We start from the raw sequence: 14,334 nt of genomic DNA, 5'->3' as shown, positions 1-14,334 counted from the left end.
CATGCTGTGATTGCATATCTGGTGTATGATAATAAGATTTTGTGTACATCCATTCCCAAGCGAATATAGCCTTTTTAGGTGTTAATAATCGTAAATTAATAGGTCGTCTATTTTCTGTAATAGATGCAATGGCACCCTCTGGCTTAATTAATTCGCACATTTCTTTCCAATGGCTATCAATATCTTTTAATTCCAAAATGTAATCAACATATTTATAGCCAAGCTTATGAACTTCATTTACCAGATTCTTTCGGTGATTTACTACATCTGCAGCTCCATGAGATTTCACCCAGTTAATGCTTTCAGGTCGAGAAGCTGTAGCAATAACTGTTAGTCCAGCATTAGATGCTAATTGTGTTGCAACAGATCCTACACCTCCAGCGCCATTAATAATAAGAATTGTTTTACCTTCATTACTTTTTTTATCTTGAGATAGGGATAATTGTTCAAATAATGCTTCATAAGCAGTCAAGGAAGTTAATGGCATTGCAGCTGCTTGGGCATCCGTCAATGATTTAGGTGCATTTCCAACAATTCGTTCATCTACTAATTGATACTCACTATTACTTCCTGACCGTTTAAATGAACCAGCATAGTAAACACGATCACCTGGTGAAAAAAGTGATACCTTGCTACCAACTTTTTCAACAATTCCACAAGCATCCCAGCCAATAATTTTTGGCTTTGAAAGTTTCCCGTGTCCACTTCTTCGTACGCCAACATCAACAGGATTAACTGAGACGGCATTAACTTTTACTAATAAATCGTGCCCTTTAGGTGTCGGCGTTGGTGTCTCAAATTCAAATAAACTTTTTGGATCTTTAATATCCAAATGTTCGCTAAAGCCAATTGCTTTCATAATTAATTCCTCTTTTCTTTCTTTTATACTCATAAATAGTAAGTGAAAGAGAAAATTAAACAAGAAGAGAATTTAAAATTTCTATGTAACAAATTTTTCCCTAATAGTGGTAAGAGGGAATATCGTGTATTATAGGAATTAGGATTCAAAAATAAATAGGGAGGAGCATGACTTTGCAAAGATATATTTATAATTGTAGTGATGGTTGCCCAGTTGAGAGTACTTTACAAATTATTTCGGGTAAATGGAAAAGTGTAATCATATATCATTTAATAAAAAATAAAGTATGTCGTTTCAGTGAATTACAAAAACGGATGCCAAATTGTTCTAGGCGAATGTTGTCTTTACAACTTAGCGAACTAGAAAAAGATAAGATTATTGAAAAGAAAATATATCCAGTCATTCCTCCTAAAACAGAATATAAATTAACCCGTTTTGGACAAACGTTAACCCCTCTTATTATTGAAATGGAGAAATGGGGGAGAACATATAACACTATAAATTTAGAAGAAAATTAAAAGCCTACACCTAGATGTAGACTTTTTTAATGAAATTTATTATTTTAATTTTCTTCCATATTATCAGTAATAATATCCACTGTTTGTCGTTGATTATCAGCAGTATAGAATTCTTGTTTTAATTCAGAAAGTGTTGTTGTATGTTCAATCATTTTTTGCTTGTAAGCTGGTGTATCATCACTATGATCTAATGTCCAATAGGTAACATTATTACCATCAATTTGATACTGAACATCACCATCAGAACCATAACCAACAGTTTTTTTCCATTATCAGTCGTTGATAATTCCATGCTTGCAGTATTATTATCAGATACATCTAAAGTATCGAACCCATTAGCTTTAGCATAGATTAGAACTGCTTCAGTTTTTTCATCAAGATCAGTTGGAGCTGCTTGTTGATTACTATTATTAGTATCACTATTACTATCTAAGTTATATTTCTTAATGACTTTATCAATTTCATCTTTCTGGTCGGCATATTTACTTGCTAATTCTTGTTTAGAATAGGTTTTAGAAGCATTTTTATTTCCCATGCCAGAACCGTCAGTATTTTCATCGTATCTAACTGTTACATTATCATTATTAACAATAACGTTTACTGAATGACCGATGGGTAGCATACCTAATGTATACACGTTACCATTCTTTTTGATTTCCATACCACTTTCAGTATTGCTATTTTTGGGAGCATTAGCTAATTCAGTTGCGCTTCTTTGCACTAACTCTAAATATCCCATAATCCCGTACTCGTTATTGTTAAATCTATCAGTTTGTGGTTTTAAACTACTTGATGATGATTTACTTGTTGCCTTTTTAGTAACTTTAACGCTACTGCTAGATGTATTCTCGGAACTTGATGATTGATTACCACATGCAGCTAAAGACATAGTAAGTAAAACTGTGCTGGCAAGAACGATACTCTTTTTCATAAAAACTCCTCCATTATCTTGTAACACTATAGTTATACTTAAATAATCATAATAGGTGTGGTTAAATATAACAAGATAAAAAATAATAGCAGGTACTACATAATTGCAGAAAGTGTAGTACCTGCTTTATTTAGTGGAATTATTACTCTTTGTTAAGGTTTATCAATCCTAAAACGTTTTTTGAAACTTGTTCAGCTTGTTTTTCGTCCATTTCATTTAAAGCTTGCCAAAGTTTCTTTTGATAAAATCCCATTTCAGCTTCATCAGTTGAGCCATGCATTAGTTTATCCATACTTGTCTTAAGTACCTCCGCTATATGTGATAGCGTCTTAGCACTGACATTATTAGCTGTTCCAACTTCTAGTCTTGAAATGTAATTAATTGACAATCCAGTATTATTAGAAAGTTGTTCTTGAGTAATGCCAAGCTCATGACGCCTGGCTCTGATGTTAGCTCCTAGATTATTCATTTTGAAGCCCTCATTTCATTGTTTATTTCTAGCATATTGAAGAAATGCTAATAAAATAAGGCACTGTACTTATTGTTTATATCAACTTATACGCATATATAAATATAAGTACAAAAATAATGTAATTATAGTGGTAAAAGGTGTTATAATTACTCCTGTATTAAGTTGATATATTCAAGAAAAAGTTACGCTGAATACATTATAGCTGCATTCAATGCAACGTATCTTTTAGGAAAATTGTAGAATTATCAACGAATTAAATAAAAAAACACCTTCATTCTGAAGGCGGGGGAGTAATTAGTATGATGAAAGAACACATTAATTTCAACACTGTTGCTAAGGAACACAAGAAGCTATACAAGTCAGGTAAGACATGGATGGCTGCCACATTAATGACAGTAGGACTTGCTGGTGGAGCAATGTTAGCAGGAACAACTACTGCTAACGCTGATGAAGTAACACCTGTTCAAAGTGCAGGTACTATTCAAGCTAGTCAACAAGCAACTGATCCAGAACTTGCTAATGCACAATCAGATGCCCAAAAGCAACAAGCAACTATTGATAGTGCCAATGCACAATTAAAGGATCAACAAAACCAATTGAGTGAAGCACAAGGTCAACAAAGTTCTGCTCAACAAGAACTTGACCAAGCTAAGCAAGCACAACAAGCTGCTACTCAAAATGATCTAGCAGTTAAGCAAGCTCAAGCAGATGTGAACCAAGCACAGCAACAAGTTGATAATCAACAACAAGTAGTTAATGATGCGCAAACTGCAGTAAATAATGATAGCCAAAATATCCAAAGTGCTACGAGTGCTGTAAGTCAAGCTAGTCAAGCAGTGGATCAGGCACGCCAAACTGCTACAGATGCAATTAACCAAGCTGCAGCACAACAAGCTAATGAAGCCCAAAATAAAATTGACCAACTTGAAAACCAAGGTAAGGCTCAAGCTAGTCAAAACTTAGATAATCAGATTAATAATGTTAGTGGTCAAGTAACAGACGTACAAAATGATGTAAATAATACTAATTCAAAGATTAGTGATTTACAAGGTCAAGTAAAGGATTTGCAGGATCAAGAAAAAAATACCCAAACTGATCCTAACATTAAGACAGTTCCTAATGGGGTAATTGATACTTCCAAGAGTTTGTTGGAAAATGCTAGTCGGAATAATTTATGGGCACCAATGGATTTGTCTCAAAATAATGGGAATATTATTGATCAAAATATTTATGTAAGCCCTGATAATGATAAAGGCGCACGTAATCCTAATGCTGGTAAAGGAGCCGATGCGTCCTTATCCGAATACGATAATTATTTTAATACGAATTTGGATCTTGTCAACCAACAAACTGGAATGAGTGATAGTCAAAAACAAGAAATGGCTATTTTACTAATGAATATTATTAATCATGCACGTGAACAGCGTGGCTTGAAGCCATTTACCATGACTGAAGAGAAGTATAACCAAGCTCAGGTACGTGCTAGTCAGCAAAGTGCTAATGGATTGGATCACAATGAAAATGATATTGTATCAGCATTTGGACGTGACCAATATGAATGTTTAGCATATATCCCTGCTAATGGTGGAAGTAATATGCTATCAATGCTTTATAATGCTGAAAGTACTTTAAGTTCAATGCTTAACGCAGATGCAAGTTCAGATTGGGGACACCGTGAGAACTTCCTCGAAGATACTGGTGATCTAAACTATGATGCAGCATTTGGTTTCCATTATACTTATGATACTAATACTGACAGTTATTTGTATGTATTAACCTTTGATTACGATGGTCCTGCACGTAACAATACTCCAAACATGATGGATCGTATTGCACAATACCAAGCAATGGGACCAATCACAGGTGATAGTCATGTTGTTGATAACAGTGCTAAGATTAACGATTTGAACAATCAAATTAGTAACCTTCAAAATACTTTAGCTAGTCAAACTTCTAAGCTCCAAAGTTTGCAAAGTCAACTTCAAAACTTGCAAGCACAAAAGGCTAATGTTCAATTTGATTTGAACCAATTAAGTTCAGACCAACAGACTGAATACAATAATGCTAAGGACACCTTGAACACTGTAAATGATTGGAAGCAAGGACAATTATCTAACCTTGATAGCAACAGTAATGTTCAAAACGCTTTGAACAAGTTAAGTTCAGCTAAGAACAATCTTGAAAGTGCAAAGCAAACTCAAAGTGAAGATGAAGCTAAGTTACAACAAGCCAAGGATGGTTTAGCAAGTCTGAACCAAGTATTAGTTACCAAGCAATCTGCACTTGATACTGCAGAACAAACTGCTAATGCAAGTGCTAACCAAGCAGTAAAAGATGCACAAAAGAAGTTAGACGCTATTAATGGCAAGATTAGTGACTTGCAAACTGCTATTAAAGCTACTAAGGCAACTATCAGTAATGCTCAAACTCAACTTGATAAGGATAATCAAAAGATTGCTGACATCAAGAACAATCAAAAGCCTGCTAAACCTGATACTGGTAAAGATGAAGGTAACAAGGGCACTACTACGCCTTCTGAACCAAGCAAGGATGATAACAAGGGTAGCGAAACTACTAACCCAACCAATCCTGCTAAGCCAGATGATGGTAAGAAAGATGATAACCAAGGAACAACTACACCATCTAATTCATCAAAGGATGACGATCAAAAGGATCATCAAACTACACCATCTGAACCATCAAAGCCAAGTGATGGGGATAAGGGTAATGTAACACCATCTGATCCAAATAAAGAGGATAAGGGTAGTGAAACCACCAATCCTACTACACCTACTAACCCAACAACTCCTGCACAGCCAGATACTGGTAATGCATCAATTAGTGGTCAAGCTGGTCACAAGCCTGCTACATCGAACAAGGGTAGTGAAGTATCTGATAACACAGATATTAAGCCAACGATTGTATTGCCAACTACTGATAAAGAGAATGATTCAGCAGTTTCTGATGCACAAGGACAATATATCAACGTTGTTTCTAAGGATAATGTTGCATCACAGGGATCACAATCTGGTATTCAAGCACCTGCTACACCAGTAACTACTAACGTATCATTTGGTACTAAAGAAGGTACTATGATGACTCGTGAAGAATATAAGGCTCAACAAGCTAAGTTACCACAGACTAGCGATAGCAACAATGAAAAGAATATTGCAATTGCAGGATTAGGTATTCTTGCTGCTACTACCTTTACTACTATGTTTGGTGTTGCTAAGAAACGTCATAACTAAGTTTTTAACGTTTTTCATTTAAATACTTAACAATTTATAGTCAATCGAAGAATTGACATGATTATTGATGCATAATGTATTTTCTCATTCATACTAATTAGAAAAAGCGATGGACATTCATCGCTTTTTTGATATATGTAGACTTTATGGGAAAAAGAGATGTGATTTATAAAGTCTTATGTCGAGGTATAGTAGGTAACGAATATAATATTTTGCTAAAGAAATATATCAGTGATTATTATTTTTAGATTTTCTGAATTTCTTGGGTCTTGAAGAAGCCTCTAAATTAAAGTATTTTAATTCATTCTTTAATTCAGCACGATTATTTCTTTTTCTAACTCTTATATCATCACTATGTTCTTCTTTACTAAATAATAAAGAAAGAGCGTGTTTATTTTTAAAACCATAATATTGAATTGTAGCAGTTTCATCTACTAAATTATAAATTGAATTACTAAGTTTACCAAAATTGTATTTGGGGTTTACCGTTCTCATTAGACTAATAATTATTATGACTGGAATAGCAAGCTTATTTGTATATTTTTGAACCTTTTTACCATGTTTATTGTAACTCCAATAGGATGTTAAAATTTTGCCATTCAGTTGAGTATTTACACCTTTTTTATTCAATTTTTTTATAGTAGAGGAAGAACTATTAAGAAATTCTTGTGGTATGTGAGGCAGTGTTACTAGCGATAAATCAGATAAATTACCATTATGACAACAAATATTTCGTATTAAATTTAAACATTGTAGCCAACTAATTAATGTTTTAACAGAACAATTAAAATAATTAGCAATTTTAACTCTTCCAGTAGGCCACATCAGTTTAAAAATTGTAATTGTTTGTCCTAATGTTAGCTCATTCATAAGCATCCATATAGCAACTTTGTCATCATCACTTTCTGTTTTACTGCTTAAGTATCGACGTAAATCAGGATTTCTTGATTTTTCTAGCTTAGGACGAATTTGGTCTAATAAGTCTTGTTTTTCACGTTCTACAACATCACGGCTCATGTAAAGACCATAGTTACCGTTATCATCTTTTAGATAAGGATTAATAGAATTAATTTGACACCAATAATTAAAATTATAAAAATTTTCTGCACCACACTGTTCGCCTAAAACATGAGCAATTTTAGTATTTAAGCAAACCTCAATATCTTCAATAGCATGTAATATATGCTGACGTAATCGTTTATCCGCATAGTAACGATTAATTAAAGTTTTAAAATCAATATTTGAGTATTGGTTTACTTTACCTTTAACTTGATAAGGGATAAGGAAACTTTTTAATTGGTAGTATCCAATGGAACTTATTTGATGTAATGATTTATATAAATTTTTAGTTTGCATTTCATGTTTTTTCTTACTAATATTTTTACTTGATACATGAAAGCTAATCCCATTTACACCACGCAATTTTAATAGAGCTAATTGTTGTTTGTAACTTAGTTGAGTTTTATGTACACTATTATATACCATAAGATTTTATCTCCAAAAAAAAAGCCCTGCAGGACGTATCCATAGCGCAGGGGACTTGATCTACTTATACTTTATCAATAAAAATATAGAAAATCAAGTCTTATGAAGATTATTCTATAAAGCCTACTACCACTTAATATATTGACATTACTTATAAATCAAGGGATAATATTAAAATAATGTAGTTATTTAGTAGGGGTCGTTTCATGGATGATAAAAACATTATAGACAAGTTGATTGACGACATTTTAAGGGATAAAGAATCGTTTGAAAGAAAATTTAATATTGCTACTTTATGTTCGTATAATTTAAAGAAAAAAGGTTTTAGCGATATAATAAATGATGATGAATTTATGTATCAAATAATTCCTAATTACTTAAAAAAATTAAATGTATTTATTGCTCGTGAACAACTATTATTAATTTGGCATATTCAATATGGTGTTCGATATAGGGTTAAAAAATCTGATACAGTGTATTTGAAGATTAAACAATATAATGAACGAGAAAAAGAAACGGGAAAACTACAATTAAAAAAATCCTTAAACGATTTTTTAGGGATTAGAATCATATTACCTGGTATAATTAGTAATAAAGATGATATACTTTCTTTTTTAGAAAATAAAAAAGAAAATGGTAAAATAAGTAGATGTTATCTTAGAGAAGATGGTAATTACTACGGGATTCATTGTTATTTTGCTAAGGATAATCTTACTTTTCCATGGGAATTGCAAATTTGGGATGTTAAAAGTAAAGGAAGTAACTATAGAGAACATAGAGTGCATGAAGAACAAAGAAAAAACGAAAGTGAGGGGATATTCTGATGATGCATTTAGTAGCTTTAACAAAATTATCTGGTAAAGATTTTGCTTATCATTATGCAACTGATGATGTGAAAAAATTCATTGAAAAAAAGAGTGAATTAGGAAATGTCCCTGATAAATTTCTGTCACTATTTTCGATTCATGTTATTAAAACATCTTCTCAGGATTTTGAAAGTATCCAAAAAATGGATGCGTACTTTGAATCAACTAGAGAAATAGAGTCACTAGAAGAGTTTCTTGATTACCTTCAAAATGATTCTAATTTAACTTCAGTAGATGTAGCAAGTTTTCTTGAACAAAGGTATCATTTGGGTGCATTTTCTCTTCAGAAAATTTTATATTATGTTTATTCTGAACTGTTAATTCGACTAAATCGTATCCCATTTAGTGCTAATTTTATCGCTTATGAAAAAGGCCCAGTAGATAATGACACTTATAGAATGTATAAGTATAATAACGAAGCGTTAGCTATAGATACTGAATTCGACAAAAAAATCTTTAACATAAAAGATAGTGAGGAATATCTTAACGTAATAAATGAAGTGGTGAAGACATATAGTAAATATTTTTCCGAAGCATGGAACAACGAAACTAAAAATTTAACTCATAGACAGGGTACTCCTTGGAGTAGAGCACATAAAAAAGGATATAACAAGCCTATTCTAGATGATGATATTTTGAAATACCATCATCTAGAAACTGTATAAAGCAAAGCATAAGATGAGCAAATAAATTGTTCATCTTTTTTTCTTTCAAATTATCTTTTTATTTCTTCAAATATTTTTAGCTAGACTATCAGCAAGGTAATTTTTTGATATAGAAATTACATTAATAATTTTGATAACGATAATTTAAGATAATAAGAAAGGACAATTTCTTTATGTTAACAAAAAATAAAAAGAATAGTTTTAAAACACAAGCTGTTTTAATGACACTCGGTACTTTAGCTCCTATGGCACCTGCTATGATGTCAAACTTTGGTAATATTGTTGCTCATGCAGATTCTACTGCAGTTCCTGTTCCAGAACGATTGACTACTCCTTCTGATGAAGATTTTCCACTATTGCCTTTTACATGGACTATTAAAGTAGTTAATCAACAAAATGGGCAAACACTAAAGACTGATGATATTACTTTTACACCATCTAAAGACTATACAATTGGTAAAGATGGTGGAACGAGTGTTTATTACGATATTAAAGATACGGCTAATATCTTTAATAAACAGCATTATCAAATTAATAATGGCGATATTGACTTTAACGCTATTTTGAATGGAGCAAAAGAAAATAATAATGGTGAAGCAAGTCGGAGAGGACTTAACCCTAAAAATAATGATTCTTTATCAAATTGGGTATTTGGAGCTAAAGATTCAGATGGATTAACTCCATACATTTTGCCCGAACTAAATAATAACACCACCGCTAAACAAACTGCTGAGGTTTCAGGCACTGCCGATCACAAGGTATTAACATTCTATGTTATTCCAAACACTGCTCAAACTAAAAATAAAACTAATAATAATTCAGGCAGTTATGTAGTGCCTGCTACTGGTCAAGACACTGGCAATAATACAGCCACAGCTAATGGTTCTAACAGCACTACTAATACTAGTTCTAATACAAATAATGGTTCTGCTACAAATAATAATTCAACTAATACTAACAAGACTAGTAACGCAGGCAATAGTAGTCAACAATCTTCACAACAAGATGCTGACACTCAACAGATTATTAACGCTATTAATCAACATGCTGTAAATAGCAACGATAAATTACCAAGCGATGCTAAGCTACTTGAACAAGCACCTTCTAATACTAATGGTTTTAATTCATATAGTGTTCAAGTATCAGAAAAAGGTACTAATGGTCAAATTACTTACAAACACTTAACTGTTCACTATAACCCTGCTACCAAGCAATTCTTTGTTACTGAACAAGGGCAAAATACCGCTTTAACTAAAGCACAATTGTTACAAATCTTTGGTTTACAATCAAAAGATGGCAATAATGTTGCAGGAACAAATGGTGTTGCTAGTTCTGGTAATTTAGGTGGAACTATTACTGGTGGTTCAACAGGTGGATTAGCACAAACTAATGTACAAACTAAGCAAAACGCAAGTATTCTACTTAGTGCTATTGTTGGAACGGCTGTATTAGGATTTGGATTGACTAAAGATGGTAAGCTGAAATTGTAGGGTTAGCTTTGGATTAATTACTAAAGGCAAAAAGGAATTTTAATTAGACTAATGAAGTATTAGGCTTAATATACTTACTTATTCTTTCTTAAAATAGAGCAATGAGATGTTGAATTATGTGTTTTTTCGCTACATCCCATTGCTTTTATTTAATACAAGTTTTCAGTAAGGTGGATGATTAGTGATGAATAAAATTAGTGAAGAAAAATTAACTATTAAAAATACTGATAAGATAGATGTTCCAGTTACAGAGTTAGAAAATAAGAATATATCAATATTTGATATGGTTAGTAGTCAACAAATTAAAATTGATGATTGTGCTCATAAACCTAAAAAAGGTTAGAAATATTACTGTTTTATGTGTTCACGCTAAAAATTTTTTTGAATAAATCTTTTTTAATTAGAATAAGTTTGTTGAGGTGAATAACTTTAACAAAAAAATTAAGAAAGGCTAGGTAAGATAAATGTTACGAAAACATTTACACGAAACCTATATGGTTTCATTAATCCAATTCTTAAAGAATTGGGAATATCTGTTAGCTATGAACGACAAAGCAAAAAAGACAATCACTCTTAAGCGAGGTAACAAAATTGTTGCTACCGTATTTACTCCTTATACTTTTGAAAAAACTGATGCCGAGATTGAGAAGTTGGAAGCAACTCATCAAGCAGACCAGTTTAAGATTAAGAATTTAAGAAAAGAAAATGAAATTCTTAAAGCTCGTCTTGAATTGTTAGAAAAATTAAATAGAACTAACAACGCTCCATTTGAATAAACAAAAACACTTAGCGACTTGAGATTGCTAAGTGTTTTTTGTTGCTGCTAATTTTCTTGTGCTTTACAGTTATTTTCCATTTCATGGTAGCAGAAATTGATTCCTTTAGCACAATCAATACCTGTACGTTCAAAAACATTGTCAGTCAAAGGATAGCCATAATAAATACATAGATTTTCGATCGTATCCGTGCTATCTCCTAAGACTCTAAATGAATCAGCTAAATCAATAATCGTTTTATTTGCTAAGTTAATACCTTGCTTTTCTAAAAAGGGAGTTGAGCCATAGAAGGTTATAAGCGTCTCTGAGCTGTCAAATAGCTTTTGGATCTCTTTCCTCGACTCTTCAAACAGAGACTCCTTAATGAGGCTCTCCGGTATGATGCCGTTGATGTTACTATTCCAGTAATCCACTTGTTTAGTATCAAATTTACGGTTGAATAATACTTGGTTATTAGGATCGATAATTGTTAGGCGGATTATTTCATCTAAAGAGGCAGGCCCAGTAAGATCAATCCAATAGATTAGTTCTTTATTCTTAATTTTAATCACCTCGACTGGCATTGTAACTCTGATGATTAGTGGAAAGCTGCTTCATTTTGATTTGTTTTTTAATCCTATACAGAGTTGATTTTGACAAATGAAATTTCAATTGCGTTTCAGTGTAAGTATGAGTTTGAAGATACTTATATGCTTGCCGGTATAAGGGTGTGATAACACGTTTGTTACGTCCACCAGTATTTAAGGTAGCTTGATACTTCTTCTGTTTGATGGTTTTAGAAAGGCTTTGACTACGAAGATAATCAAGATAGTTAAGGTGAGCTAATTGAGAGGCAAGTATCCAATTACTAGAATCACTATCATCACTTAAATCCATATCACAAGACTCAATTATTAAGCCTTTATCTTCAATAATATACATAAGACAACAAAGTTCTCTAACATTACTATATAGACATGTTAGGGTAGGGACTACTAGAACATCCCCTTCTTGTGCAATAGTATTAAGAAACTTACGAAGCTGATACCGGTCTTTATTATTTCTTCTAAACACATCAGCAAAACAATTTTCGTGAGGAACTCCCATACTAAGAAGGATGGTAGCTTGATACTTGAAACTATCTTCTTTGCTGATTTTATCTTTTAAGAATCCTGAAACATATCCATATTTAGTCATGGTGATTGCCACTCCTTTTTTTTATATTTATCATTCTTTAATCTAAGAAAAAAGGGACTGTGACATAAGTCTCTAAATTAAGAAGAGCCATTCGGAAATTGAAAAAATTTTCGAATGGCTCTTTCCTTTTTGATTTTTTACCTAGGAAATTGGACGGCCTTCCGGCCAATTTCTTCATATTTAATGCCATTAAGGCGACTCCAATTTGCTTTTTGACTTTCTTGAGGCCACGTACCGTGAATCTCGTGAATCCCAAATAAGCCTTCAAATTACCAAAAACTGTTTCAACATCGTACTTACGACGTGAATAAGTATTGGAACTTGAAAGCGACTTTCGTGCTTTGGCTTTAAAATACTCCCATTGTGGATTTACCATGATGTACTTGGTATTGCCATGTGGCGTTAATGCTTTAGGATTAATTTGATGATTTTCATCGTATTTTTCTGCTTGATATACTTTGAAGTCACGGTGAAATCCATACTTATCATTGCGGTAAGCGTAACGTTTAAAGTTAAAGCGAACACCAACCGGATTGATATAATAATCATCCTTAGCATGATATTCCCAATTCATCACTTTGTGATCATCAGACTTCCACTTACGACTGTTCTCTCTAAGCATTGTGCTGTAGGGAATGAGAGCCGTACAATCAGGTAACTCATCTTCAATATATTTATAATTACGTTCAGAACCATAGCCAGCATCAGCTACTATTTCTTTACCCAAAACGCCGTTTTGATCAAGATGTTTAAGAAATGGGATTAGTGTTCGAGTGTCAGTTGGATTTTGTAGGAGATCATAGCCAAGTACGAACTGTGAGTTAGTCATGATCTGAAGATTATATGCAGGTTTTGTTTGACCGTTACGCATTGGATCTTCCTTTAAGCGCATGAAGGTTGCATCATGATCAGTTTTAGAATAGCTATTACGTTTACCAGCGGTGGCTACTTGAGCTTTGTACTCGATATTTTTCTGACGACAATGATCTAATGCACGAAGGTATTTTTTAGCATGGCGGCGCTCTTGCTTTGCGGGATTAGGCGAAACCCTAGCGGTTTCTTCTACCCGCTTATTTAGTTCTTCAATTCGTTGTTCTAACAGTGCAATCGTAGTATCTAATTCATCGATTTGAAAATCGTCCAAGTTAGCATCTACTTTGACTTCCTCATGCATCTCACTAATTAACTTTCGTGCTTTGACAACATTCAAATCACTATATTTGATAGTACGCTTCTTCCATACGAAGGAATACTTATTAGCATTAGCAAGAATTTTAGTACCGTCAATAAAAGAAGCCTCATCAATCAATCCAGCCTTTTGAAGATAATCATGGAAATCTTTAAAACTAGCTTGAATCATTTCTGTCAGTTCTTTGGAAACGATAAATCTAGCAATTGTTCGATAAGTGGGGCGTTGTTCTTGGTTTAACCACATTGCGACAATGTTTTCTCGAGCAAATCTTTCGATTTTTCGACAAGAAACAATGCCGTAACTATAGGCCAGTAGGACTAATTTCAAAAGCATTCTCGGATCATATTCACGTGGTCGTCCCATAATATTAGGCTTAGAAATTGCCAAGCTTTCGACCAGTTGATGGATATAATAAGCTGGATGATTTTCTTCAGGTTGATAGTCAGTTGCCATAGCCAAAGTAAGTTGATTAATGTTATAATTATTCTGCATTATTATGTATATCCTTTCGAGGGTATTGAAGGCATCGAGGGTCAGTCGATGTCTTTTTCTTTTGTCAATATATCTATATTTTAAAGGAAAACGGAGCTGAATGAAATCCGAAGATTTCATCCAACTCCGTTTATTATTAGGGACTTATGTCACAGCCCCTTTTA

General features: G+C 33.0%; 15 protein-coding genes. 7 read left to right on the top strand and 8 right to left on the bottom strand.

Going from position 1 to position 14,334, the window contains the following annotated elements; genetic code table 11:
• Window positions 1-859 (bottom strand): zinc-binding alcohol dehydrogenase family protein (locus LMB56_RS04075; RefSeq protein WP_229289115.1); only part of this gene is annotated, 859 nt, incomplete at its 3' end.
• 173 nt (window positions 860-1,032) lie between these two features.
• Between LMB56_RS04075 and LMB56_RS04070 the strand changes: the two genes are divergently transcribed.
• Window positions 1,033-1,377 carry a winged helix-turn-helix transcriptional regulator gene (locus LMB56_RS04070; RefSeq protein WP_229283876.1) on the top strand — a complete coding sequence of 115 codons (345 nt, stop codon included), beginning with the start codon at window positions 1,033-1,035 and terminating at the stop codon, window positions 1,375-1,377.
• Between the two features lie 44 nt (window positions 1,378-1,421).
• Here LMB56_RS04070 and LMB56_RS10535 read toward each other — a convergent pair whose 3' ends face one another.
• The 3 genes from LMB56_RS10535 to LMB56_RS04060 form a co-directional block, all read right to left on the bottom strand.
• A complete protein-coding gene (locus LMB56_RS10535) occupies window positions 1,422-1,598 on the bottom strand; it encodes an Lreu_0056 family protein (RefSeq protein WP_411377878.1) in 177 nt (58 codons plus the stop codon).
• Window positions 1,565-2,308, bottom strand: coding sequence for a hypothetical protein (locus LMB56_RS04065; RefSeq protein WP_229283877.1), 744 nt, complete (start codon window positions 2,306-2,308; stop codon window positions 1,565-1,567). The genes LMB56_RS10535 and LMB56_RS04065 overlap by 34 nt, the downstream gene beginning before the upstream one ends.
• Before the next feature lie 142 nt (window positions 2,309-2,450).
• On the bottom strand, window positions 2,451-2,777 hold the full coding sequence (locus LMB56_RS04060; protein ID WP_035153531.1) for a helix-turn-helix domain-containing protein: 327 nt from the start codon (window positions 2,775-2,777) through the stop codon (window positions 2,451-2,453).
• A gap of 302 nt (window positions 2,778-3,079) precedes the next feature.
• Here LMB56_RS04060 and LMB56_RS04055 point away from each other — a divergent pair, with 302 nt between their 5' ends.
• Window positions 3,080-6,028 carry an SEC10/PgrA surface exclusion domain-containing protein gene (locus LMB56_RS04055; RefSeq protein WP_229283878.1) on the top strand — a complete coding sequence of 983 codons (2,949 nt, stop codon included), beginning with the start codon at window positions 3,080-3,082 and terminating at the stop codon, window positions 6,026-6,028.
• A 228-nt stretch (window positions 6,029-6,256) separates the two neighbouring features.
• Here the strand turns inward: LMB56_RS04055 and LMB56_RS04050 are convergent, their stop codons facing one another.
• The gene (locus LMB56_RS04050; protein WP_229283879.1) at window positions 6,257-7,513 is read right to left on the bottom strand and encodes an Abi family protein; all 1,257 of its coding nucleotides are present in this window, start codon (window positions 7,511-7,513) and stop codon (window positions 6,257-6,259) included.
• Window positions 7,514-7,719: 206 nt separating this feature from the next.
• On the opposite strand from LMB56_RS04050, the gene LMB56_RS04045 reads away from it, so the two are divergent.
• The 5 genes from LMB56_RS04045 (at window position 7,720) to LMB56_RS04025 (ending at window position 11,310) form a co-directional block, all read left to right on the top strand.
• Complete coding sequence (locus LMB56_RS04045) at window positions 7,720-8,337, top strand: nucleotidyltransferase family protein (RefSeq protein ID WP_229283880.1); 618 nt, start codon at window positions 7,720-7,722, stop codon at window positions 8,335-8,337.
• Window positions 8,337-9,044, top strand: a complete 708-nt coding sequence (locus LMB56_RS04040; protein ID WP_229282153.1) for a Panacea domain-containing protein — start codon at window positions 8,337-8,339, stop codon at window positions 9,042-9,044. The genes LMB56_RS04045 and LMB56_RS04040 overlap by 1 nt, the downstream gene beginning before the upstream one ends.
• A 173-nt stretch (window positions 9,045-9,217) precedes the next feature.
• Window positions 9,218-10,534, top strand: a complete 1,317-nt coding sequence (locus LMB56_RS04035; protein WP_229283881.1) for a hypothetical protein — start codon at window positions 9,218-9,220, stop codon at window positions 10,532-10,534.
• Between the two features lie 181 nt (window positions 10,535-10,715).
• Window positions 10,716-10,877 (top strand): hypothetical protein, encoded by a 162-nt coding sequence (locus LMB56_RS04030; protein WP_229282155.1) that lies wholly within the window; start codon window positions 10,716-10,718, stop codon window positions 10,875-10,877.
• A gap of 121 nt (window positions 10,878-10,998) precedes the next feature.
• The gene (locus tag LMB56_RS04025; RefSeq protein WP_153705212.1) at window positions 10,999-11,310 is read left to right on the top strand and encodes a hypothetical protein; all 312 of its coding nucleotides are present in this window, start codon (window positions 10,999-11,001) and stop codon (window positions 11,308-11,310) included.
• Between the two features lie 47 nt (window positions 11,311-11,357).
• Here the strand turns inward: LMB56_RS04025 and LMB56_RS04020 are convergent, their stop codons facing one another.
• The 3 genes from LMB56_RS04020 to LMB56_RS04010 are packed head-to-tail and all read right to left on the bottom strand — an operon-like array spanning window position 11,358 to window position 14,170.
• Complete coding sequence (locus LMB56_RS04020; protein WP_229283882.1) at window positions 11,358-11,873, bottom strand: 3'-5' exonuclease family protein; 516 nt, start codon at window positions 11,871-11,873, stop codon at window positions 11,358-11,360.
• Window positions 11,854-12,486 (bottom strand): recombinase family protein, encoded by a 633-nt coding sequence (locus tag LMB56_RS04015; RefSeq protein WP_229283883.1) that lies wholly within the window; start codon window positions 12,484-12,486, stop codon window positions 11,854-11,856. The genes LMB56_RS04020 and LMB56_RS04015 overlap by 20 nt, the downstream gene beginning before the upstream one ends.
• A 37-nt stretch (window positions 12,487-12,523) precedes the next feature.
• On the bottom strand, window positions 12,524-14,170 hold the full coding sequence (locus LMB56_RS04010; RefSeq protein ID WP_229283884.1) for an IS1182 family transposase: 1,647 nt from the start codon (window positions 14,168-14,170) through the stop codon (window positions 12,524-12,526).
• Window positions 14,171-14,334: the final 164 nt, after the last annotated feature.

Source organism: Limosilactobacillus reuteri (assembly GCF_020785355.1).
GTDB lineage: Bacteria > Bacillota > Bacilli > Lactobacillales > Lactobacillaceae > Limosilactobacillus > Limosilactobacillus reuteri_I.
Note: the sequence above shows the minus strand (reverse complement) of the source record. Positions and strands in the feature narration are given on the sequence as shown.

What these genes read in the sequence shown, in the direction of transcription:
- LMB56_RS04015 (WP_229283883.1), bottom strand. Translation starts at nt 12,486, where the DNA reads ATGACTAAATATGGATATGTTTCAGGATTCTTAAAAGATAAAATCAGC.
- LMB56_RS04055 (WP_229283878.1), top strand. Translation starts at nt 3,080, where the DNA reads ATGATGAAAGAACACATTAATTTCAACACTGTTGCTAAGGAACACAAG.
- LMB56_RS04010 (WP_229283884.1), bottom strand. Translation starts at nt 14,170, where the DNA reads ATGCAGAATAATTATAACATTAATCAACTTACTTTGGCTATGGCAACT.
- LMB56_RS04020 (WP_229283882.1), bottom strand. Translation starts at nt 11,873, where the DNA reads ATGCCAGTCGAGGTGATTAAAATTAAGAATAAAGAACTAATCTATTGG.
- LMB56_RS04060 (WP_035153531.1), bottom strand. Translation starts at nt 2,777, where the DNA reads ATGAATAATCTAGGAGCTAACATCAGAGCCAGGCGTCATGAGCTTGGC.
- LMB56_RS04065 (WP_229283877.1), bottom strand. Translation starts at nt 2,308, where the DNA reads ATGAAAAAGAGTATCGTTCTTGCCAGCACAGTTTTACTTACTATGTCT.
- LMB56_RS04045 (WP_229283880.1), top strand. Translation starts at nt 7,720, where the DNA reads ATGGATGATAAAAACATTATAGACAAGTTGATTGACGACATTTTAAGG.
- LMB56_RS04040 (WP_229282153.1), top strand. Translation starts at nt 8,337, where the DNA reads ATGATGCATTTAGTAGCTTTAACAAAATTATCTGGTAAAGATTTTGCT.
- LMB56_RS04050 (WP_229283879.1), bottom strand. Translation starts at nt 7,513, where the DNA reads ATGGTATATAATAGTGTACATAAAACTCAACTAAGTTACAAACAACAA.
- LMB56_RS04025 (WP_153705212.1), top strand. Translation starts at nt 10,999, where the DNA reads ATGTTACGAAAACATTTACACGAAACCTATATGGTTTCATTAATCCAA.
- LMB56_RS04035 (WP_229283881.1), top strand. Translation starts at nt 9,218, where the DNA reads ATGTTAACAAAAAATAAAAAGAATAGTTTTAAAACACAAGCTGTTTTA.